20 protein-coding genes are annotated in these 23,364 nt (G+C 48.1%); 10 read left to right on the forward strand and 10 right to left on the reverse strand.

The annotated features are described in order from the left end of the window. Positions 1–9: 9 nt before the first annotated feature. Positions 10–750, reverse strand: coding sequence for an SDR family oxidoreductase (locus tag KNV97_RS02270; protein ID WP_136487684.1), 741 nt, complete (start codon positions 748–750; stop codon positions 10–12). Positions 751–2,064: 1,314 nt separating this feature from the next. Then, the gene (locus KNV97_RS02275) at positions 2,065–2,742 is read right to left on the reverse strand and encodes a hypothetical protein (RefSeq protein WP_218562021.1); all 678 of its coding nucleotides are present in this window, start codon (positions 2,740–2,742) and stop codon (positions 2,065–2,067) included. Positions 2,743–2,887: 145 nt separating this feature from the next. On the opposite strand from KNV97_RS02275, the gene KNV97_RS02280 reads away from it, so the two are divergent. The 3 genes from KNV97_RS02280 (at position 2,888) to glgC (ending at position 6,945) form a co-directional block, all read left to right on the forward strand. Then, the gene (locus tag KNV97_RS02280) at positions 2,888–3,412 is read left to right on the forward strand and encodes a hypothetical protein (protein ID WP_240798224.1); all 525 of its coding nucleotides are present in this window, start codon (positions 2,888–2,890) and stop codon (positions 3,410–3,412) included. A gap of 263 nt (positions 3,413–3,675) precedes the next feature. Further along, on the forward strand, positions 3,676–5,565 hold the full coding sequence (locus tag KNV97_RS02285; RefSeq protein ID WP_218562022.1) for a sensor domain-containing diguanylate cyclase: 1,890 nt from the start codon (positions 3,676–3,678) through the stop codon (positions 5,563–5,565). A 135-nt stretch (positions 5,566–5,700) separates the two neighbouring features. Beyond that, the gene (gene glgC / locus KNV97_RS02290) at positions 5,701–6,945 is read left to right on the forward strand and encodes a glucose-1-phosphate adenylyltransferase (RefSeq protein ID WP_256611817.1); all 1,245 of its coding nucleotides are present in this window, start codon (positions 5,701–5,703) and stop codon (positions 6,943–6,945) included. A gap of 202 nt (positions 6,946–7,147) precedes the next feature. Here glgC and KNV97_RS02295 read toward each other — a convergent pair whose 3' ends face one another. Both KNV97_RS02295 and KNV97_RS02300 read right to left on the reverse strand, forming a co-directional pair. Further along, positions 7,148–8,083: a homocysteine S-methyltransferase family protein gene (locus tag KNV97_RS02295; protein WP_256611819.1), complete on the reverse strand. Its 936-nt coding sequence runs from the start codon at positions 8,081–8,083 to the stop codon at positions 7,148–7,150. Positions 8,084–8,646: 563 nt separating this feature from the next. Beyond that, complete coding sequence (locus KNV97_RS02300) at positions 8,647–9,534, reverse strand: AraC family transcriptional regulator (protein ID WP_218562024.1); 888 nt, start codon at positions 9,532–9,534, stop codon at positions 8,647–8,649. Positions 9,535–9,838: 304 nt separating this feature from the next. Between KNV97_RS02300 and KNV97_RS02305 the strand changes: the two genes are divergently transcribed. From KNV97_RS02305 to KNV97_RS02315, 3 genes are all read left to right on the forward strand, one after another. Continuing rightward, complete coding sequence (locus tag KNV97_RS02305) at positions 9,839–10,459, forward strand: lysoplasmalogenase (protein WP_218562025.1); 621 nt, start codon at positions 9,839–9,841, stop codon at positions 10,457–10,459. 160 nt (positions 10,460–10,619) lie between these two features. Next, the gene (locus KNV97_RS02310; RefSeq protein WP_218562026.1) at positions 10,620–11,075 is read left to right on the forward strand and encodes a methylglyoxal synthase; all 456 of its coding nucleotides are present in this window, start codon (positions 10,620–10,622) and stop codon (positions 11,073–11,075) included. Between the two features lie 21 nt (positions 11,076–11,096). After that, positions 11,097–11,375: a putative quinol monooxygenase gene (locus tag KNV97_RS02315; protein ID WP_136487675.1), complete on the forward strand. Its 279-nt coding sequence runs from the start codon at positions 11,097–11,099 to the stop codon at positions 11,373–11,375. Between the two features lie 142 nt (positions 11,376–11,517). On the opposite strand, the gene pncA is transcribed toward KNV97_RS02315, so the two are convergent. Next, a complete protein-coding gene (gene pncA / locus KNV97_RS02320) occupies positions 11,518–12,144 on the reverse strand; it encodes a bifunctional nicotinamidase/pyrazinamidase (RefSeq protein ID WP_218562027.1) in 627 nt (208 codons plus the stop codon). A gap of 112 nt (positions 12,145–12,256) precedes the next feature. Then, complete coding sequence (gene helD, locus KNV97_RS02325) at positions 12,257–14,320, reverse strand: DNA helicase IV (RefSeq protein WP_218562028.1); 2,064 nt, start codon at positions 14,318–14,320, stop codon at positions 12,257–12,259. A 264-nt stretch (positions 14,321–14,584) separates the two neighbouring features. Between helD and yccS the strand changes: the two genes are divergently transcribed. The 4 genes from yccS to KNV97_RS02345 all read left to right on the forward strand — a co-directional run bounded on the left by yccS (position 14,585) and on the right by KNV97_RS02345 (position 18,975). Then, entirely contained in the window at positions 14,585–16,738 is a 2,154-nt protein-coding gene (gene yccS, locus KNV97_RS02330; protein WP_136487672.1) for a YccS family putative transporter, read from the forward strand. A gap of 161 nt (positions 16,739–16,899) precedes the next feature. Next, entirely contained in the window at positions 16,900–17,121 is a 222-nt protein-coding gene (locus KNV97_RS02335; protein WP_218562140.1) for a hypothetical protein, read from the forward strand. A 194-nt stretch (positions 17,122–17,315) separates the two neighbouring features. After that, positions 17,316–17,603 (forward strand): hypothetical protein, encoded by a 288-nt coding sequence (locus KNV97_RS02340; RefSeq protein WP_218562029.1) that lies wholly within the window; start codon positions 17,316–17,318, stop codon positions 17,601–17,603. A gap of 115 nt (positions 17,604–17,718) precedes the next feature. Next, positions 17,719–18,975, forward strand: coding sequence for a hydroxymethylglutaryl-CoA reductase (locus tag KNV97_RS02345; RefSeq protein ID WP_136487670.1), 1,257 nt, complete (start codon positions 17,719–17,721; stop codon positions 18,973–18,975). Between the two features lie 154 nt (positions 18,976–19,129). Here KNV97_RS02345 and modC read toward each other — a convergent pair whose 3' ends face one another. From modC to KNV97_RS02365, 4 genes are read right to left on the reverse strand one after another with little or no spacing between them, the layout of a single operon-like run. Further along, complete coding sequence (modC, locus tag KNV97_RS02350) at positions 19,130–20,239, reverse strand: molybdenum ABC transporter ATP-binding protein ModC (RefSeq protein ID WP_218562030.1); 1,110 nt, start codon at positions 20,237–20,239, stop codon at positions 19,130–19,132. Further along, positions 20,236–20,955 carry a molybdate ABC transporter permease subunit gene (gene modB / locus KNV97_RS02355; protein ID WP_136487668.1) on the reverse strand — a complete coding sequence of 240 codons (720 nt, stop codon included), beginning with the start codon at positions 20,953–20,955 and terminating at the stop codon, positions 20,236–20,238. The genes modC and modB overlap by 4 nt, the downstream gene beginning before the upstream one ends. Further along, complete coding sequence (gene modA / locus KNV97_RS02360; RefSeq protein ID WP_218562031.1) at positions 20,936–21,709, reverse strand: molybdate ABC transporter substrate-binding protein; 774 nt, start codon at positions 21,707–21,709, stop codon at positions 20,936–20,938. Before modA ends, modB begins: the two co-directional genes overlap by 20 nt. Position 21,710: 1 nt before the next feature. Next, a complete protein-coding gene (locus tag KNV97_RS02365) occupies positions 21,711–23,192 on the reverse strand; it encodes a cobyric acid synthase (protein WP_218562032.1) in 1,482 nt (493 codons plus the stop codon). Positions 23,193–23,364: the final 172 nt, after the last annotated feature.

Consider the following 23,364-nt stretch of genomic DNA (forward strand, 5'->3'; position numbering starts at 1 on the left):
CATACTCCCTTACTGCATGTATAAGCCGCCGTTGACCGACAGAGTCTCGCCCGTGATGTATGCACCGGCATCACTGGCTAAAAAGCTCACTGCTGCTGCAATCTCTTCCGGCTTCGCAAGACGTTGCATCGGAACTTGTTGAACAATGGATTCGAGAACTTCAGCACGCATCTGCTCAACCATTGGAGTCGCGGTATATCCCGGAGCTACCACATTGACAGTGACACCACTACGAGCTCCTTCAGCAGCCAGTGCTTTTGAGAAGCCAATCATGCCCGCTTTCGCAGCAGAATAGTTGGTTTGCCCGAGCTGGCCTTTCAAGCCATTCACTGACGAGATGTTAATGACGCGGCCACCGCCTTTTTCGCACATCGCAGCAAACAGCGGTTGAGTCACGTTAAACACACTATTCAAATTCGTTTCGATGACATCCTTCCATGCCGCAGCTGTCATTTTCTTGAACATACCGTCGCGGGTGATGCCTGCGTTATTAACAATGACATCAACGGTACCTTCCTCCTCGAGCAATTTTTCCAAGCGCTCGGCGCACTCTTCCGTATTAGTAACGTCTAGCTCAAACAGACGAACCTGCTCTTCGGTAAATTGCTTTTCCTTGAACCAATCCAATGCGCAATCATATGCGCCGGTGTAATAGGTAGCGATGACTCGATAGCCATCAGCAACCAGTGCAGAAGAGATAGCGGAACCAATTCCACCTTTAGACCCAGTAATCAACGCGACTTTTTTCATTTATGACTCCATTCAAAAGAGTTAGCAGGTTTTATGCTTTTTTCATCCATAATTTAAGCCAGAGCTAAACCATTATCGATAATTTAATCTTTTATTCCTTTGCAAAGAATTTTTCGTGCGCTCCTTATTTAAATTAAACCTACTTTGTGACAATTCAAATTAAATCGGTGCCTTTTGTCATATTTTTGACTAACATCTCACTGAGGGTGAAATGTTAATTATTTGTTATATATAATATAAATTACTGATTTTAAACAATTTATTTAGATTTTACTCTTAACAAAAATGGCATAAGACATTGATTAAAAAGACTTTCTTTGATTCAATTCACGTTTCATCAATCTTGATAAATATCAATAAGTTACCGGGAACATTAATTTATAGATTTGTTGCGCACCAATTTATGACAAGGCGATTGCACTTTCATGGTGAAAAGGAAAATATTTTTGCACTTTATTGGTGATTCATGAGTTAAATTAATTTAAACATTATAAATTAATTAACCATTGCATATTAAAAATTTATTTTATCATTAAATAATAAATTCATTTATGTTTTAAATATTAATATAACATGTTTGATATTGATAATATTTAAATACCCCACCAATGTATTGGTAAGATCTCACCCTATCTCAATGTATAATAATAACTAAATTAGTATAAACTAATGATAAAATGGAAGTTCTCTAATCGAAGCAAGGCAATTATCAGAAAAATTTATGAATGACAAGCACAGAAAGAAGGCACTCAAACCAAAACCTAAGTTCAATTCAAACAAACACAGATAATTACCACATCAGTAAACATGATATTCGTGCATTGTTTTAGTGCATGTTTCGGGTGTTAATCTGCAGTAAATTTGTGCAATGCCTCGTTCCGCCCTGTACATCCCCCAAACCTGATTATGCTCAACGCACAAACGGCCCATGATTAAGACATTTGTACCTGACCCCACGCTAAGCCCGGGCAAACAACATCAACCCGGGAGAATTTCATGAGGTAAGGTGTAAGAAAATAAATTTTAGTGCGGAATGACGTGACAATGTCACTTAATCTATCACTGTCGATTCAAGCCGTCTGGTGATCGTATGCTTGTCACCTGCTTGCCATTGGGAGGCTGTTGCAATCCCTGCAGAGATGTTACCGGTTCAAATCGTTTTAGAACCCGGTGCGCTCCAGAGCCACTCTCTTTTTGTATCGACCATTGGCTGGTCACAAGGTCATATCGACGACTGAGCGGCAGCTCGGAGCTACTCGATTGAACGCTATAAATGCTATTGGATACCCGAACTTCTGCTGGGTACTATTAATGCTACTGGGCGTTATAGAAGATCTCTCCAGTCTGGACATTGAGATAGATCTTATCAGCCTGACTTAAGCCACCGCAGTATATGAAATACACATCGCGATTCTGAAACTTCACCGAGCGCACCCAGCCACCCAGTTCGGCAAAATCATCCGGGTCGCAAGTGCCCTCTTTGAGCAATTGATCGGTCTTTTGTAAAAAGATACTTTCAAACTCAAGCAAGTCATCTGATTTGGCGATATAAGCAGCCAGGGTTTTGTTACGTTCGTCTGCGGTGATGACCGGCGCCTGCTCACTGAGACCCGACAAAGGGAGCCATTCAGCAATCTCAGGGCCGCCTTCCTGGTAAACGAAGTACTGACTCACCCGTCCCCAGCCATCTTTCTTTTCATACAGATGTACTTTATCGCCCCGATACATCCAGCGTTCAACAAACGCGTCTTCATTCGGTGCTTCACGTACCCCTAATTTCGGCAATTCCACGAAGTAATCCATCACCTCCGGCTTAGGCACATCAGGCTGACCAGGTTGTGATTCCGTCTCCTGGGGGGCTGGCGTATCTTTCTGTCCGGCTTTGGCCGCCTCTGCCAGCTCATGCATCGGTTGATAATAGAACAGGTAATAACCCGCGCCGGCACCACCCAGTCCCAACAGCAACATCACAATCATCAGTATTTTTTTCATTGATGCAGAGGCTCCGTGTCTCAATCAGGATAAATGTGGCACAGCGCTCATTTATCCTAATCTATACTAAATTAACACTCACTAATGACCTATCACCATGACCGGAAAGCGAGCATGCTTATTGATTATAACGGCCGTTATTTACATGACTTTACCGCAGCAAAGTCATGCGGTGCAGTGTAACGAACAAGAATGGAATAAAGCACTCAGTTCTCAACAAACTTTAGACCAGCGTTACAATTTACTCGCCTCCCAATACAACCTGTGGCTACCTAACTTCCAACACGCGGTTTTTCTGCATCAGGAATTTACCCAAAGTGAACTGCAATTTCTCTGGGACAGCAATCGACATGACATTCGCACTAAAATCGCCATGCAGCTAGAAAGCGCGCAGAAGGCGAGCAGAGATGTGATCAACCTGCTGTTTTTACTCGATGAGACGCCAAAATATATCGTCATGCAAACCGAGCAGTGGTTTCAGCTGGGAGAAAAATGTAAAAATGAAGGGCTGATGAGCAATTACTTTTCAGCTGAGCTCTATTTGAAATCAAACCAGGAGCTGAAAGGCTCACTCGATGTTCTGCGTCGTTCTTTGCAAACGATGCAAAATTACTACGACTATGAGATTTCCGCCTTATCTGCTCTGACCGAGATCACCTCCAGCCCTTAGGAAAACTAGGGTTTACATTGTAAATCCCGAATCTCCATTCGATTGATTAACTTTATCTTATTGTTTATCCCTTCGAGCGTACACGTATTGAATGGTGTTCCCCATATTTCCTGCAACTCCCTGCTTCGTTAGAGCTACGGTCAAACACCAGCTAAAGAATGCGACATACTTTAGTTTGAACTAACGCACGAACCGGAAATTTTGGAAGCGACATCTCATTATGAAACGCTATACTGTCGCTGTCATTTTTTAGTTAAGTTGCTATGCCGTCAACGTTCACCAAATACATCGGTCAATTCGTACTCGTCTTGTTCATCATCGGATTTGTGCCGGCACTTTATTTCGCTCAGGAATTTGCCAAGCTTGAAGGGCAGGCTTTGGCATTGGAGGAACAAAAACAGAGAGTGAAGCTCGACTTTAGCAAGCGTGAACTGGTGTCTTCACTCAACGAAGCTTACAAAACCTTTACCACTCTGACCAACAACAGCCTTTTTCACCGGGCGGTCAGTAATCCGAATGAATTCAATATCGAGGCCGTGCAGGATTTTTGGTTATTGGTGGCCCGTACTCTGGGAGGCTATTCCAGCCTGAGTTTTATTGACCGCACAGGACAAGAAACCATACGTGTTGATTATATTCGGGGGATGGCGGTAGCCATAACCGATACGGGGTTAATCAACCGTAGCCAGTACGATGAGTTCCTGACGGCACAACACCTTAAATCGGGGCAGATCGTAGTGGTCGGCGGCAATCAGTTTCACGCTCTGACCGCAACTTCAAAACAACCCGTTTTGCATTTCGTGACACCGATAGACTCTAACGGTGAACGGGCTGGTTACCTGGTCGCTGAAGTCAGCCTGGAATACATCTATCAGCAAATGCTCGGAACCGATGATCCATCAGCCGGTTTGCCCAGCCTACTCAATAGTCGTGGCGATGTTTTGATGACGTTAGACAACCATCAGAACATTGAAGTCTTCCCGACAACCAACCTGGCCCTTACAATGCCAGAGTTATGGCAACACATTGAAAGTTCGCAGCAGGGAACACTGTTTGCTAAGGACCAATGGTTCAGTTTTGTTACGATTTCACAGGGCCAGACGTTAGCAAACGTTCAGCCGTTGATTCTGCTGGAAAGCTTTGACGTTCAGGCATTACAGCCACTTATCCGCAGCAGCAAAAACCGCTTGTTGTGGCAAATGTATGCCATGTTCTTTGTGATCACCTTAATCGCATTAGGATGCATCTGCTGGAATCGTAATCATCACAAAAACAGTATCGAAAGTAAGCTCGCCCGCGCCGCGATGAATGGTATGTCTGCGGTCTTGATTACCGACAAGAACAACCGCATCATCAAAGTGAACAGTGAATTCACCAACCAAAGCGGCTATTCATTTGATGAAGTTAAGGGTAAACAACCGTCTATCTTTGCCTCGGGTAAACATAACCAAGAATTCTATCTCAATATGTGGAAGTCTTTGCAGGAAGATGGCTCCTGGGAAGGTGAAGTCGTTAACCGGCATCGTGACGGCCATGAAATCACTGAAATCCTGCGTATCCAGACTATTCTCGATGATGACGGTATCATCCAGTTTTATGTCGCTTCCTTCGTTGATATCAGCCAACGTAAAGAACTGGAAAACCTGCTGCGCGATCAAAGTGAAAAAGACGGCCTGACGGGGATCTGGAACCGACGTAAATTTGATCAGGAGTTCTCATCCGAATGTATGCGGGTCAAACGTTATCCCGAGCAGGAGCATTCTTGCCTGGCTATCGTTGATATTGATCACTTCAAACGGATTAACGATAGGTTTGGCCACGCTCGCGGTGATGAGATTCTCCGTAATGTTGCCGTTTGCCTGCGCACCGAACTGCGCGAATCGGATTTTATCTCACGCATTGGTGGTGAAGAGTTTGCCATCATAATGCCCCACACTTCGCTCGAAGAGGCTGATAAGGTGTTGAACCGCCTGCGGGTCGCGATTTTTGACCAGTACAAAGGCGAGCTTTCTATCAGCAGCGGGATTACAGATGTGACGGAATCTACCGGCGATGTCTATCAGAGAGCCGATCTGGCCCTTTATGAATCAAAAGCATCGGGACGCAATTTGGTCTCGGTGCTCACCAGCACAGAAATGGTGCATTTTGCCTGAGCACCAAGTTGATGCATATAAAATCACAATATCGCATCAAACTAGTGCATTAGTGAGAACTTATGTAACCCAAAGCCCATATTCGACAGTGTTTTCAATATTGGCGTGAAACTTGTACTACTCTCTAAGATGGTTATGAATTGCACATATTTAGGGAGAAATAAGATGCAAGATACCTTAGCAGTCGTGCTTGCCGGTGGTGTCGGCTCGCGACTATCCCCGCTAACCGATGACCGCGCTAAACCTGCCGTACCATTTGGCGGTAAATACCGTATTATCGATTTTACACTTACCAACTGTCTGCATTCCGGGTTACGTCGCATCTTGGTGTTGACGCAATACAAATCGCACTCGTTACAAAAGCATTTACGCGATGGCTGGTCCATATTCAATCCTGAATTGGGCGAATTCATCACTGTGGTCCCCCCACAAATGCGTAAAGGTGGTAAATGGTACGAAGGGACGGCCGACGCCCTGTTCCACAACATGTGGTTACTGTCGCGCAGCGATGCCAAACACGTCGTTGTTCTGTCCGGCGATCATATCTATCGCATGGACTATGCCGCGATGCTGGATGAGCACCGTGAAAAAGGCGCGGCACTGACTATTGCCTGTATGGATGTTGCACGCGAAGAAGCAAAAGCGTTTGGTGTAATGGCGATTGATGACGAACACCGTATCACGTCATTCATTGAAAAACCGAGCGATCCGCCATCTATGCCAAACCGGCCTGACCGGAGTCTGGCATCCATGGGGATCTATATCTTCGATATGGCTGTGTTACAACAAGTGCTGAAAGAAGATGCGGAAAATGATGCTTCCAGTCATGATTTTGGTAAAGACATCATCCCGAAACTGATCCCTGACAATAACGTCTACGCTTATCAGTTTGGTGACGAAAAAGGTCGGGTTGCCAAAGATAACTACTGGCGCGATGTGGGTACCATAGATTCGTTCTATGAAGCCAATATGGATCTGCTGGAACCTGTTCCGCCAATGAATCTGTACCAGAAAAACTGGGCGATTCGTACTTATGAACCGCAGTTGCCACCAGCCCGGACCGTCTCCTCCGCCACAGGTAATGAGGGCATTTTCATCAACTCCATCATCGCCAACGGCGTAGTCAACTCTGGTGGTTCCGTGCAACACTCGGTCATTTCATCCGGCGTACGTATCAACGATAGTGCAACCATTGTTGATTGTATTCTGTTTGACGATGTTGAAGTCGGTGACGGTTGCCAGTTGGTCAATTGTATTATCGACAAACACGTAAAAATTCCGCCGCATACCCAGATCGGACTGAATCCGATTGAAGATGCGAAACGTTTCCGTATTTCCGAAAAAGGCATAGTGGTCGTTCCGGAAAGCTACCAGTTCTGAACCCACGAATCGCCGCTGTTACTAAAATGGTAACCGGCCATCAGTCGAGAGGAGTCACGCAAGGTGATTCCTCTTCACCGCCGCCCCATCTGCCCTACTCTGCCTATAGGTATAACACGTAACACTCAGTGCCTCTTAATCACTGCGAAGCCATTTCCACGATTCCCCAGTTAACTGTTTAACTGTTTAACTATTTAACTATTTAACTATTTAACGGTTTATCATTCTTTCCTTGACGGTAAACGGGTAAACAGCTTGCGACAATTCGCTCTAAGTGACGGGTGTCGGTACCACAACACCCCCCGACAATGTTAACGTGGCGCATTGACTTACTGAGCAGCTGTGTGTAGTCAAGGCTGAGCTGGTGCGGATTACCATCGTCCAGCTTGGTACACTGTTCCAATTCAGTGTGACTCAGTGCGGAGGCATTGGCCCTAAGGCCATGTATGCGCCTAACCCAAGGTTCACCACCACTGACGGCGGCCCTGAAATGACTTGGATGAGCGCAATTGATCATGTAGTACGACGGATAAGCATCGGTATCGAGTTCAACCTGACAAATCGCTTCACCTAACGGTTGACCTGACGGCAGACGGCCATCAGTTTCAACTGTAAACGAAATCACCACCGGCATGGCGTGCCGCCTGGCCGCCATAGAGATGCCAATCGCTTCCTCGGCATAAGTGAGCGTCAGCGCGGTAACCAAATCCGCAGCTGCGGTGGTAAAACTGTGGATTTGAAAATCGTGATAATCATCGGCTTCCTGAGCGGTCATCCGTTGCTGTGCGATGTAACCATCCCCACGGGGACCGAGACAACCACTGATCACCACCGGAGTGTGCGGCGATTCATACTCCTGACGAATATCAAGTAACAAACTGACGGCTTTGCGTATTTCCGTTTCAAGCTGTGCCAGACTGTATCCCAGACGTCCACCGTACTCCGGATTGGCCCGCCAGGTCGCCGTTTCCAAAATTAAACCGACGTCATGGCGTCGGGCTATCTCAGCGTAGGAGGAATAATAGCGCCTTAAGGCTCGCTCTCCCTGCTCATTTTGCAGCAAAACAAAAGCGGCAAATACAGGTAAATCAAAATGTTCCAGATAGATCAGCGTCGTTTCCAGGCCACCATCAGTCATAAAAAATCCACCTTGAAGCTGGGGTAATGCATATCTATATTTAGCCATCTCCCCTCCTAATCGGGGAACCCATCCCTGAAAGTGTGGACAAACCATGCTTATACCTTCACTGCTATGCTGACCCTCCTCTATTCATCGGAGCAGCGTACGGCAGGAACCATAATGACAATATAGTCAACACAATCATTTATTTCTTTAAGAAAGGTGAGCCTTAAGGGACTATTTAGATCTCGTCCCAAAAAAAGGAACAGATTAAAAAAACCCGTATTCACATGAATACGGGTAAATACATCAGAAGCATAACGATGCTTTTTGTGTCCAAGGCACTTGTCTACAAGGCACTAGGTAACGCCTGGCTTGAACATAAGTCGCAATCTAAAAGCGAGTCGTAACTTGCCTTCAAATCAATAGTTACTCGAAAACCGATAGTTACTATCAAGAAACTTACTATCAAACAGAAAGTTACCGACTTTCGCTGACCAGTGACTTGTACGGGGGAGTTTTAGTATCTCGTTTTAGATAGTGCACGAAAAGAGTAAATCTGAACCAATTTTATTCCTCTTTTAGGCGGCTTTTATGCCGCGAGGCGTTTCATTGAAATGACGTTTGTACTCACGGGAAAACTGCGAAGTACTGGTGTAGCCCACCAAATGCGCAGCATCATTCACCCGTTTCCCTTCAACGTGGATAAGCTCTTTGGCTTTATTGAGGCGAACCTTTTTCAGATACTGCAACGGTGATTCCATTGTGACCCGTCGAAACGCCTGATGAAAGGCTGAAATACTCATATTGGCCTCTTCAGCCAAAGCCTGCACCGTCAGCGGTTGAGCATAATCCCGATGAACCTTACTCAATGCTTTCGCAATCCGGGCGTAATGGCCCTCATGGTAAGCCAGTTCAAACAGCACATGCCCTTCACAACTGGTCAATGCCCTGAAGATCATCTCTTCTAACAAAGACGTACCCAAAACCTGAGCTTCAAGACCATCAATCAGAGCCTGCATGATTCGCTTGCAACTGCTCTGCATCTCAGTATTCATCGCTACCGCCTGAATACCACACGGATTGGCTTTACATTGTTGTAGCGGCGTAAATTCGGCCTGTTCGAGTAAATCGATCTGTTTCAGCAAGATAGAATGATCAATATCGATACTCAGTCCGAGCAAAGGCTTGCCAGGTTCAACGAGCGCCTCGCACTCGAGCGGCATGGGCACCCCAACCACCAGATAGTCATTGGGTCCGTAATGCACAGTATTACTCCCGATATGAATATCTTTGTGACCCTGCCCCAGAATGATAATACCGGACTGGTAAACAAAAGGCTGACGTGGGTTACCCTTCTCACTGCGGTAAAAATGTACGCCGGGAATATCGGTTTGAATGGCCCCTTCCAGATCAGACAACGAGTACTGCTCGACATACCTTTGCATCAGCTCTGCCAGTTCAGTCATAGATTACCACTCACTCCCTAAATAAACGGCCTCCAATCTGCCACAAAATATAGAATCAGGCAATTTAATTGCACAAATCAAGCTTCAATAGCCGTAAAGTGAATATTATTATGCACACTTTAATTTTACGATCCGTATCCGGTTCCAAGTCCACTGTTTTGGGGGCAAACGTGTTTCCCCATTTTTCCCGCTGAGTGTTCGGTCACCCTTTGCACGACCATGACGCAATAGCTCTACTCTGATAATTGTATTCCTGTTATTATTCATGTGCTTATTCGCGCCGTGTCTTAACCGGGAAATATTTATGTGGCCAAGTATTCTGATCGTATCCTGTATTCAACTGTTTTCTGACGAGCGTGGGCCACGCTGGTTGTGTTCACTCACCAAACCACTGCCACTGCTGCTGATGGCAACGGCCATTTTATTCAGCTCAGCCACCCGTACCCCATTAGCGTTATGGGTCAGCAGCGGTCTGCTGGTCTTCGCCTTGGCTGACAGTGTTATCTCCCTGACAGGAGATAACAGCCGACTCGCCTCCGCCGGCTATTTACTCGCCCACACCTGCTATGTGATAGGATTTATCAGCATGGTCGGTTCGGTGACCTGGTGGATCCCTGTGGTCATTTTTGCACTAGGTATCCTGACTTTCCTCCTGCTGCTGCCCAATCTGGAGCGCTTGATGGTACCGGTTCTGATCTATCTGGTGGTGATTGCAACTTTGGGTTCTTCGAGCGCCGAGTATTGGCTCAGCAGCCAGTCTACATCGGCTAACCTCGCTATCATGGGTGCTTTCATGCTGCTGATGTGCGATTTAATGTGGGCCAGAAACCGTTTTTTGGCTTCAACGCTCATTACTCGTCAGGCGGTACTGGTGAGTTACTATCTCGCGCATGCCCTACTGGCGTGGTCAGTCATTACGCTATAGCCATCATTTCGTGCCAGGAATGGACACGGAATATTGAATTCGTTATCTGTGACAACCCCGACCGCACCTTTTTTGATAAAAGCCATTGAATGGACATGCGGTTTTGGTTATTAACATCTGAGTTTAACAACAGACTTATCAAACATTAGGAAGGTCATCAATGAAAAAGACCACGCGTACTATGTCACAGCGCAAGCATGTGGCTCTGGTTGCTCACGATAACTACAAAGGCGAACTGCTGCGTTGGGTGAAAGAAAACCAAAGCAAGCTGGAGCATCATGCCTTGTACGCAACCGGTACAACCGGCCATATGCTGAGCAAAGAAACCGGCCTTGAAATTACCAGCATGATCAGTGGCCCGATGGGCGGTGATCAGCAGATTGGCGCTCTGATTTCTGAAGGCAAAATTGATGTCCTGATTTTCTTCTGGGATCCACTCAACGCCGTCCCGCATGATCCGGATGTCAAAGCTCTATTGCGCATCGCCAGCGTGTGGAACATTCCGGTTGCGACTAACCGTGCGACCGCTAAGTTTCTGTTTAATTCAGAGTTAATGGCGCAGGATGTCGATATTGAGATCCCGGATTATCAGGCTTACCTGGCTGAACGTATCTGAACCTAACCACAAGGAATTTAAATGGGTAAGGTGACTTTAAGCGGCTATATTGTGGTTGAGAATGAAGATTTAGCCGCAGTAAAACAAGCATTAGCAGAACATAAGTGCCTGACCCTTGCCGAAAGCGGATGTCTGGTGTTTGATGTCACACCCACGCCAGGCAATCCAAATCGTTTTGATGTGTATGAGGAGTTTGTCGACCGTAACGCCTTTGAACAGCATCAAGCCAGGGCCAAAGCCTCACCATGGGGAAAAATCACCGCCAATGTCGCCAGACACTACCAAATCAGTGGCGATTAAGTCCTGTACCGGCTCTGCCTGAGCGCTGATGCCACAGTCGCCTTGCAGATACACCAGTCACCTGCAGATACAACAAAGCTGCCCAACGGCTTTGTTGTATTCTGGCTGCGAGCAACAGAGATTCATCCATCGTCTTCGCTGGCTACATCTGCTGCGCCAAGAATACCGACGATGAAATCAGTTCACAGCCGGCATCCTGCATAGCCTGAAAAGCATCGTCGCTATCTTGCGGGGCAATATTGACGCCCCGGCATGCATCTTTGATCACCCAGGTACGAAGACCCAGCGAGACCGCATCTAATGCAGTGAACTTGACACAATAATCGGTCGCCAGACCGACAACATACACTTCATCGATTCCCTGCTCAGCGAGGTAGTCACTCAAACCTGTACTTTGCAAACGCTGATTATCAAAAAAGCCGCTATAACTGTCGATAGACGGATTGGTCCCCTTCACAACCGTGTGTGTAATCGCCTCACTGTTTAAGCCGGCAATAAATTCTGCGCCGTGTGAAAACTGCACACAATGATCGGGCCACATAATTTGACTGATCCCTTTTAAATCAATCACGTCTCCAGGTTGCTTACCCTGAACAGAAGCAAAACTGGCGTGTCCGGCCGGGTGCCAGTCTTTGGTTGCAATCACATGCTCGAAATGAGGGATCAGTTGGTTGATGACCGGTACGATTTGATCACCTTGCGGCACCGGTAATGCTCCACTGGGGGAAAAATCATTTTGAACATCGACTAAAATCAGTGCCTTACTCATAAAATGCTCCCTTACTCACAAAATCGTTCTTTACCAACAAAGTGGTTCCTGACGAACAAAGTGGTTCCTTGCTAGCAAAGTGCTTCCTTGGTTACTCATATCGATACCAGGATTATTTTTGCTTAACAACTGCATAGTTTCCGTCTGCTAACTCCTGTGCAAATGTCGAGCCACTGCCGTTAAACGTGACCCACACTTTTTCTTTGGCCCGGGTCATCGCAACATAGAACAGACGTCGCTCCTCTGCATAGGCAAAATCGTGCGCCGATTGCGTTAACGCGCCATCAAGATGTATGGCTTTAACCCTGGCCGGGAACTGACCTTCATCGACCGCGAGGACAATAACGTAATCCGCTTCTTTACCCTTACTGGCATGGCAGGTCATGAATTCCATTTTGAGTGACAGGTAGCGATTCTGCCAGTCACGCAGTAACTCAGGTTTATGGTAATGATTGCGTCCCAGTAACAGCACGCTCTTGATACCATTGGCCTGACGATTAAGCTGATCCAGGATCTTCTCCACGTTACTGCTCGGTGCCAGATAGACCGCCTTTTGTTTCTGGGTCTTAAAGCTGTTAAGCGTCTTCGGTAACTGATGTGGATTCTGCTGAACGAACTGATTCGCTACCGAACCTATCTGATCGTTAAAACGATAGGTCGTATCGAGATAATGTACCGTTGAGTGTGGGAAACGGGCGGAAAAGTCCGTCGTTAAGTCCACATCCGAACCGGCAAACTGGTAAATAGACTGCCAGTCATCACCGACAGCAAACAGATTGGTTTGATCGGCATTCTGTTCACACAACGCCTGAATCAACGCCAGCCGGGGTGGTGAAATATCCTGATACTCATCGATCATGATAAATTTCCACGGACAGACGAATTTACCTTTCTTCACGTAGTCAGTGGCGCGACTGATCATGAGGTTGAAATCAATATGATTGGTCTCTTTCAGCATCTGCTGCCAAGCCTGGTAACACGGCCAGGTCAGTGCCAGTTCGCTGTTAAGTCGCGTGTAATCAGGATGTTCGACCAACTGTTGCTGGATCTCTTTTTTCGACAGACTCAATTGAGCCAGTTGATCCAGCTGACGCTCCAGCCAGGCAATCAATTTAGGATTCTCAACATGGCTGCCCAGTTCATCGTCACCTGCCAAATAAGCAATCGGCCATTTAGTGAGGTGTTTTTGCCAACGTTTAAAGTTGGTCGGAGTCATCCAGTGACGTTTTAACCAGTCAATACACCACGCCTTTTTCAGCTTGTCGTCCAAAACGATCGGAGATATCACCACGCTTTCGGTTTCAACCCGGTTAAGAATGTAAAGCCCTAACTGGTGGAAGGTATTGACCCGCGCCTGCTCGGCCGCCAGACCAATTTTATCACTCAGTCGCGCTTCCATTTCCTTAGCGGCATCGCGGCCAAAGGCAACCAGCAAAATCTGTTCTGCACGAGCCAAATGGCTCTGCAGCAGATAGGCAACTCGCGCGGTGAGAACACTGGTTTTACCGGAGCCGGCTCCGGCCAGCACCAGGTTATGATCATCATTGAGCAACACCGCCTGTTGCTGGGACAAGTTAAGCGCAGAAGATTCCAGCGTCGAAAACAGGACTTCCCAGTTGCGACGTTCGGTTTCGATCCAATCGTGATTACGCTCGGTCAGCGACTGTGTGGTGTCGAGTAACCAAGGCACCAGTTTTTCAATATGTTCAGGCAGGCGCTGATGAGCTTCTTCTAACGTCATCCCTATTTTAGCCAGATCATCAAATACACTGGTGACCCAGTTATCCACTGCCGAATGCGGCAGAAATGAAGGTAAGCGCTGCAACTGAGTCAGTTTCTGCTGCCAGTCAGGTAAGTATTCACCCAGCATCTGGCACTGACGGTTGTGCCATTGCTGATACAAATTGACCAACTGATGAGCAAAATGACGGCAATCGGGCCAGGGCAGCCCCTGCACCATCCATGAACGCTGGATCCCTTGCTCTTCATGGGCGAAAAACTGTAAAGCGCCCCACAGCAAACCGCGATGGACTTTGATCTGACCATTCCAGATATTAAACGGGATCCGCTCTTCACTCAGATGGGACGAGAGAACAACCAGTTCGTCCTCCAGTTTTACCTGATGATATTCGTTAGAAATAAAAAATTGTGCAGACTTTTTTGCACTTAGCTGCATGGATATTTACTCACCTGTTTCGTTGCGGCCATAATAACGTAAACCACTGTCGCTATGAAAAATTAATGTCAAAGTTGCCACACGCAACGCCGCCAGCTTTCTGTGACTGCCTGTCTGGCGGACAATTCACCGCTTTACGGGCAAAATTCACTCAACCTTTGTCTCACATTATCAGCAAAACTAATGATTTTTTATTTTTGATCAGATTCTTAGCATCGGGTTCTGCTACACTCTCACTTTTCCGTCTGGCGTGTAGAATCAACAGTGCAGTTAACCAATCAACTTCGTCTTTACTGGGCCAACAAAACCATCAACTACAGTGTCCTGATTCTGGTCACCTTACTCGGTGTTGTCATTCCGGCCTGGCATTACAACCTCAATACCTGGGTCACGCCGCTGATCCTTGGCGTGATCGCCGCTGCATTGGCAGAACGTGATGATAGCTTTACCGGACGCTTGAAAGCCATTTCGCTGACATTTGTCTGTTTTGCTGTAGCCTCTTTCTCAATTGAAATTCTGTTCGACACACCGCCATTGTTTGCGCTCGGCCTGTTTATTTCAACGTTTGGCTTTACCATGCTCGGCGCAATGGGAGCCCGTTACGCCAGCATTGCGTTCGGCTCTCTGCTGATCGCCATTTATGCCATGCTCGGCGCAGACCAAAGCACCAACATCTGGTTCCAGCCTTTACTGTTACTGAGCGGTTCTGCCTGGTATTACCTGGTTTCTATGCTCTGGCACGCACTGTGGCCAACTCAGCCGGTGCAGCAGGATCTGGCGAATGTATTTGTCCAGTTAGCCAACTACCTTGATGCCAAATCCAAACTGTTTCATCCGGTGTCGAACCTGGCGCCACAACCGCACCGCATTACCGAAGCGAACCTCAACGCATCGACCGTCAGTGCCTTGAATCAGTGTAAAGCGACTTTCCTGACCCGCTCCAAGCGAGGCCACGTTGACGGTGCCAGCGACCGCTTTCTGAAAATTTATTTTGTTGCCCAGGATATTCATGAACGGGTCAGCTCCACCCACTATCGCTATCAGGAGCTGGCAGACCATTTTGGCCGTACAGACGTCATGTTCCGCTTCAAACATCTTCTCGAGACTCAGGCCAAAGCCTGTCGCGACATTGCTCACTCCATTCGTATCGGTGCTCACTATGAGCACGCCAGTGACTCGGTACTGGCCTTGGATGAACTTCAGCTTTCACTGACCTATCTTCAGCAGCAAAAACAACCGGAATGGAAAATGCTGCTTGCACAGCTCGGTTATCTGTTCAATAACCTTGCCACCGTTGAACGCCAGTTAAGTAACGTAAGCAACCCGGACGTGAGCAAACCGGAAGACGATGAACTGGACGATACCGAAGCACATACACTCAAATCAATGTGGCTGCGTATTAAAGCCAATATGAATAAAGATTCGCTGCTGTTTCGCCACGCGGTGCGGATGTCGATAGCGTTAACTCTCGGTTACGGCATTTTACAGGGACTGGGCCTGGAACGGGGCTACTGGATCCTGCTGACGACTTTGTTTGTCTGCCAGCCCAACTACGCCGCCACGCGTAAAAAACTGACCTCTCGTATTATAGGTACTCTGGCCGGTCTGCTGATCGGGGTACCACTGCTTACGTTTTTCCCGTCTCAGGAAAGCCAATTGGTCTTTATTGTCTTCTCCGGAGTCATGTTCTTTGCGTTTCGTCTTAACAACTATGGTTATGCGACCGGCTTTATTACCCTGCTGGTGCTGTTTTGTTTTAACCAACTGGGTGAAGGTTTTGCGGTGGTCCTGCCCCGTCTGGCCGATACACTTATCGGCTGCGGATTAGCGGTCGCTGCCGTGGCTTTTATCTTGCCGGACTGGCACTCAAAGCGTCTGCACAAGGTGATGGCTGATACTATCCAGGCCAATAAGACATATCTGGACCAGATTATCGGTCAGTACCGTATTGGTAAGAAAGACAACCTGACCTATCGTATCGCCCGGCGTAACGCACACAATCAGGATGCTTCTCTGGCTGCGGCCGTGAGTAACATGTTGGCTGAACCGGGTAAGTACCGCGCGGCTACCGATGAGAGCTATCGCTTTCTGACCCTGAGTCATGCGTTACTGAGTTACATCTCCGCGCTCGGCGCGCATCGTACCCGGATTGATGATGAAACCGTGCATCAACTGGTACTCGACTCGCACCGTGCCATTCATAAACATCTGGACGTCTTGTATCAACAACTGTTTACCCGAGAGGGGGAATGCGACATCAGTGCGATCAATTCTGAAGGGCTGGAAAAACGTCTGTCAGAATGGCGCGAAGAGGATGACAGCTCGGCACGTATGGTACTGCAACAGTTGCATCTTATTTATCGCATGTTGCCCGAACTTCATTCACTTGCCAGCAAGTTCGCGGTGCGGGTTAACTGACCTCACCGCTCAATATACAACCAATTCATAATTAAACATATTCCGTTATTAAAGAGGCCAAACTGGGCCTCTTTTTGCGTTTTATTAACACATTTCGGACAAAAAAACCGCTGGCAAATACTAAATTTTATTCATGCCGTTCTTACCTGAGTAAGACCATTATGGAAGAAGAACACCAAAGATTGTTGCGCCACCACAGACCCGTTATCCGGAATACAGCAATGAACAGTATCCAGTTTGAACAACTTAAATCACAGCTTAAACTCCTGACACCTCAGCAGTTGAAATCTTTACAAGGTGAAATCCGTCACTCACTAAGCGATGAGCCGGCGACGATATTAACTGATGAAGAGATGGACGCAATCGTCAGTCTGTTTTCCTAAGCGTCAGGTTTTATACTCCTCTGCTGCTTTAGAAAGCCAACTGATGATTTAGAAAACGCACTTCTGTTTTAAAAAGCTATCGGTTTCAAGCCTGCTCAGTTGACAGGCAGCAACAGATGTCAACGTGATGTTCTCAAAATGCTTGCATTGGTTAATTTATCACCATATGCTGCGATCAGCAGAGAGGAACGCCTATGTCAGTGTCATCCGTACAACCCGGTTATTCGATTATTCAGCAATCTTCAAAGATGGCTGACGATGCTGCGCATGACATTCAGCGTAACCAAGTTGTCAACCCTGCCAATACCAACAACGATGCTCTTGCCTTCAATAAAGTGGAATTGGATAAACCTCAGCCGGCTCCTGACAACGTCGATGCATTGGTGCGGCTCAATCAGGCTCAACAATACAACCGAATTGGGACTCATGTTTTACAGCGCGATCAGGATATGATCGGCAGCCTGCTTGATATCAGTGTTTAATTTAAGCATTGACTCTCCTCCGGTATTAATTTGTCACCGGCTGTGACAAAACATTGAGTTTGTTCCTGTCAGCGGTACAATGCAGTCCAATTTTGACTGATGCTCTCTAATCGCCATGCCTAAATTAAACTCGCTTCGTCACGATGCCCCACTTGATCTTCACCCTGCGCTGACGAACGAACAGTTTAGTGCCGCCCTTGACCCCAAACTCACTCCCACCACGTCTTTACCTCTTAGCGCAGCGCTGAACCACAAGCAAGTGCAAAAGCGTTGGCAGCAAATAGATATCCGTCACGCCAGAGATCACCTGCTTGATCCCCAAACGGCACAAAATATGGCGCGTTACGAGAAGAACATTGAACACTTTATCGGCACGGTAAAAGTGCCGGTCGGTATAGCCGGACCACTGCGGATCAACGGCTTACACGCCAATGGTGATTATGCGATTCCTCTTGCCACCACAGAAGCCGCTTTGGTTGCCTCCTATCACCGTGGATGCCGCCTGATTACCGCAGCGGGCGGGGTGAGCGCTATGCTGCTCAATGAAGGAATAACCCGAACACCGGTTTTTTCCTTCTATAACCTGGCCGAAGCCGGACAATTTGTCGCCTGGATTACTACCCAATACGACCAATTTAAGTCGATTGCACAGTCCACCACTCAACATGGCCGCCTGCATGACATCAACGTTTCGATTGAAGGCAATCACGTCTATTTGGTGTTTGAGTACACCACCGGCGATGCATCCGGCCAGAATATGGTCACGATTGCTACCAACGCGGTGTTTGAATTCATTCTGGCGCATGCTCCGGTCAGTCCGCAGCAGGCGTTTCTGGACGGCAATCTCTCCGGTGATAAGAAAGCAAACAGTCACGTTCTGCGCAGTGTGCGCGGTAAAAAAGTGACCGCTGAAGTCCATCTGCCAGCCACGTTGGTTAAAAAATATTTGCACACCACGCCAAAGAATATGGTGGAGTTTGGCCACATGACGACGTTAGGCGCGACACTCAGCGGCGGAATCGGCGTTAATGCGCACTATGCCAATGCATTAGCTGCGCTCTATATTGCCTGTGGTCAGGATGCTGCCTGTGTTGCCGAATCAGCCGTCGGCATTACCAGAATGGAAGTGAATGCACAGGGTGGCTTATACGCTTGTGTCACCCTGCCGAATATTATGGTGGGTACGGTGGGTGGTGGCACCGGACTGCCGAGTCAGAAAGCCTGTCTGGATATTCTCGGCCTGGCCGGAAAGGGAAAAGCACGCGCACTGGCAGAGGTTGTGGCTGGTTTGTGCCTGGCAGGCGAACTGTCTATTGTCGGCGCATTCAGTGCCGGCCACTTCTCCCGTGCGCACCATAAACTGGCTCGTTGATTGTTTTTTCGACGAAAACGCGGCTTAGACAAGCGTTGTAACGAAACTCACTTTATCGAGATGCGTGCTCGCCATCTCTCTTACACCAAACCCCAGTAAAACAGGCCCTCACAATGGAGGGCTACAAGAAACGCAGCACTGTATTGCAACAGATTCACACCTGACTCAACACCATATCACGCTGGGACACACTGACACCTTTGATCTGCGCGTAAACCGACATCCCAACCTCAAGCTGGAGATCTTCCAGCGCCCACTCGGTAATCACCGCCCATAAATAGCACTCTGGCGCCAGTTCAAGCTTGAGAGCGATACTCTTTTTATCCTCACCCTGCTGATGGTATTCAATGTCAGCAATGGTAGCGGCGAGAATGTTGCGAATCGAAGTTTTACCCGGATCATTTAATGTCACCGATACATCGTTGGCGCGAATCTGCAGCCTAATCGCAGCGCCCGGTTCACCGCTGACTTGCTGAACCCACAAACCAACCCCTTTGGCGAGCTCAATCTGAGTCAGGCCATAACGAGACTGGTGCCGGCTAATGGTCGCAGAAAACAAAGTACTCTGCTCGCTAAACGACTGCCAGGGTCGCATACTGCGCGATGACCAGACTTCTTCAATCGGCCCTGATGCAACAACCTTACCGCCATCCAGCACGACCAGATGCTGCGCCAGACGCAGAATTTCATTCATACTGTGGGTAACATACAAAATAGGAATCTGCACCTGTTGTGACAACTGCTCAAGAAACGGCATCACTTCCCGTTTACGCGGTAAATCTAACGAGGCCAGTGGCTCATCCATCAACAACAAATCCGGCTTGGACAACAGCGCGCGGCCAATCGCCACCCGCTGTTTTTCCCCTCCGGACAAGGCGTTCGGATAACGCGCCAGCAAAGGCTCCAATGCCAGCAATGCCACGACAGAATCGAAATAACCGTCATCTTTAACCCGCACGCCATAATTCAGGTTACCGCGCACCGTATAGTGCGGAAACAGCCGGGCTTCCTGGAACACATAGCCAATACGGCGGCGCTCGACTGGCAGACTGACCTTCGCCGCGCTGTTGAATAACACCCGTTCATTAACCGTAATCAAACCTGCATCCGGTCTGATTAAGCCACTGATCACATTGATGAACGAGGTTTTCCCGGCACCAGAACGGCCAAACACAGCAGTAATGCCTTGACCAGGTAAAACCAGGTCGACATCGAGCATTGTGCTGCCCAACGACTTTTGGAACTGCACCTGTAACTGGCTCATTGACTGACCCCCAGTTTTCTCTTCATTCGCCGGCTAATCAATTCAGAGATAAACAGTGACAACAAGGCAATCACAATCGAGATAACACACAAGCGTGCCGCCTGCAGTTCTGCTCCCGGCGTTTCGAGGAAGTTGTACATAGCCAAAGGAATCGTCTGGGTTTGCCCCGGAATATTGGACACAAAGCTAATTGTCGCGCCAAATTCACCCAGGCTGCGGGCAAATGACAACATCACCCCAGTGATAATACCGGGCAACGTCAGCGGCAACGTCACAGTGACAAACACCTTGAGTGGCGAGGCACCTAATGTGCGAGCGGCCTGCTCAAGTTTAGGATCAACACTTTCCAGGCTAAGGCGTATCGAACGCACCATGAGTGGCAAAGCAATCACCACACACGCCAGGACCGCACCGCGCCAACTGAAACTGAACGTGATACCAAACCAGTCATGAAACCACTGCCCAATCAGTCCCTTTTTGCCCATTGAGATCAACAGCAGATAGCCGATCACCACCGGAGGCAGCACCAAAGGTAAATGAACCAGGCTGTCTAACGCACTCTTACCAACAAACTCTTTACGAGCCAGCAGCCAGCCGATGATCAGACCAACCGGGAGCAACCATAACACTGCATACCCGGCCACTTTCAGGCTGAGCAGCAGTGCAGTCCATTCGTATGGGGTCAAAAAGCTGTCGCTATTCAACAAATTTTTCATTTCCCATGTCAGTGCGGAAACCATATTGCTGCATCACGGCTTTCGCTTTGTCTGATTGTAAGAATTGAACGAAATTGGCGCTGGCCTGAGTATCAGAAATCTGCACCAGCGGGTAATGGATAGCGCTGTGCAACGTGGGTTTAAACGTTGACAGAATAGCGACTTTGTCAGTCAGAATCGCATCGGTTTTGTAAACCATCCCCAAAGGCGCTTCTCCGCGTTCTACCAGTGCCAGAGCTAAACGGACATTGGCAGTTTGCGCCAGCTTAGGTTCAACGGTTTTCCATACATCAAGATTGGTCAGCGCTTCTTTAGAGTAGATACCCACCGGCACAGCGTCGGTGTTACCTACCGCCATGCGGTCGTTTCTCAGCAAAGTTTGCCATTGCTGTTTGTCCGCCACATCAAAGGCCGCCTGGTCGGAGTCTACCGGCTTAATCAGCACCAGTTGGTTACCAGCCAGCAATTTGACATGGTCAGCCTGAACGATGTCGTTATCAACCAAGTGATGCACCCACTTTTCATTCGCCGACAAAAACACATCCGCAGGAGCACCATGCTCAATCTGACGAGCCAGAGAAGATGAGCCGCCAAAGACCGGCACCACATCGACATCATGATCGGACTCATACGCTTTGATTAAATCCTCGACCGCATTGGTCATCGATGACGCTGCGTAAATATTGACCGCATCTGTAGCCCACGCCGGTGTTGCCGCCAACATAGCGCTAATTAATAAAGCCCTTTTTTTCATGTTAATTCTCGTCAAGTTGCGGCCACAAAAGTGCAAGATCCAGATGGGCCTCGATTGCATCGGCAATGCGATCGATCGCCTGCTCTTTGGCCTTGAGATGATCGTGTGTTTGAATACCCTGAGCTCCTGCCCATTGACAGATAAGCCGGGCGGCAGAGAATGTATCGAAAATACCGTGCAGATAAGTACCAAGTATCTGATTACATTCACTAACAACACCATCTTCAGCCCCATTAGTCAACGTGATCAGCGGATTAATTTTCGTTTCGTTTGACACTGAGACAGTACGACCGACATGAATTTCATAACCAGTTACTGCCACCGATTCACCATCTAAATCCAACTGACCAGAGACATTGTTGAGCTGCTTCTCTTGCGTCAGAGTGGTCTCTGTATCTAGTAGCCCTAATCCTACTGTACTGCCGGCTTCTCCCTCCACACCATCAGGATCATGTACCCAATGTCCGAGCATCTGATAGCCACCACAAATACCCATCACTTTGCCTCCCAAACGCAAGTGGCGCAGGATATCTTTGTCCCAACCTTGTTCACGCAGATGTTTTAAATCGGCTCGGGTTGATTTGCTGCCGGGCAGAATAATCAGATCTGCGCCGTCGAGACGTTCACCTTTACCGACATAGCGCAGATTAATATCCGGGTTTTGGCGTAAGGCATCGAAATCGGTGTGATTGCTGATCCGGGTGAACACTGGCACCACAACATTCAGCTTAACGTTATCGCCCAATTCCTGTTTGGCTGCAATGGCATCCTCCGCTTCGAGATCAAAACCATGCAAATACGGCAAGACACCAATCACCGGCTTACCGGTTTTCTCCTCCAGCCAGTCAAGACCAGACTGCAGCAAACTAATGTCGCCCCGAAAGCGGTTAATGACAAAGCCTTTGACGCGCTGCTGCTCCGATTCTGACAACAATGCCAGCGTGCCATACAGATGGGCGAACACACCGCCACGGTCAATATCCGCGACGATAATCACCGGCACATCGGCAGCCTCAGCAAAGCCCATATTGGCAATATCATTAGCACGCAGGTTGATCTCCGCCGGGCTCCCGGCCCCTTCAATCATCACGCTGTCATACTCACTCTGCAGGAGGGAAAAGGAGTCGAGCACCGTGTGCATCGCTATTTTTTTGTAATCGTGATAACTGTTAGCTTCCATATTCGACAGTGCGCGCCCCTGTAAAATCACCTGGGCGCCGGTATCCGAATTGGGTTTGAGCAGAACCGGATTCATATGCACGGTCGGCTCGATACCACACGCGATCGCCTGCACTGCCTGCGCGCGGCCAATTTCTCCGCCATCGGGTGTGACGGCACTGTTGAGTGCCATATTCTGGGGTTTAAATGGGGCCACCTTGATGTTACGCCGTTTAAGCACTCGGCATAGGCCAGCCACCAAAACACTCTTACCTGCATCTGACGTTGTGCCCTGAACCATCAGCGCCTTTAATGTAGATTCCATAATTCTGCTTATCGTGAAGTTTTCACCATTGTATACGTAACTGGTCCGTGAGTGCAGCCAAAGCACAAGCGGGGGGACGGCAGATATCTGAATCAACGCCGAATCTTTCCTCATTCCGGCCCAGCGCACTGCGCAAAAGTACGCTCAATATGGATAAAATTGTGCCTTTGGG

Origin of the sequence: Vibrio ostreae (genome assembly GCF_019226825.1) — a bacterium.
Classification (GTDB): domain Bacteria; phylum Pseudomonadota; class Gammaproteobacteria; order Enterobacterales; family Vibrionaceae; genus Vibrio; species Vibrio ostreae.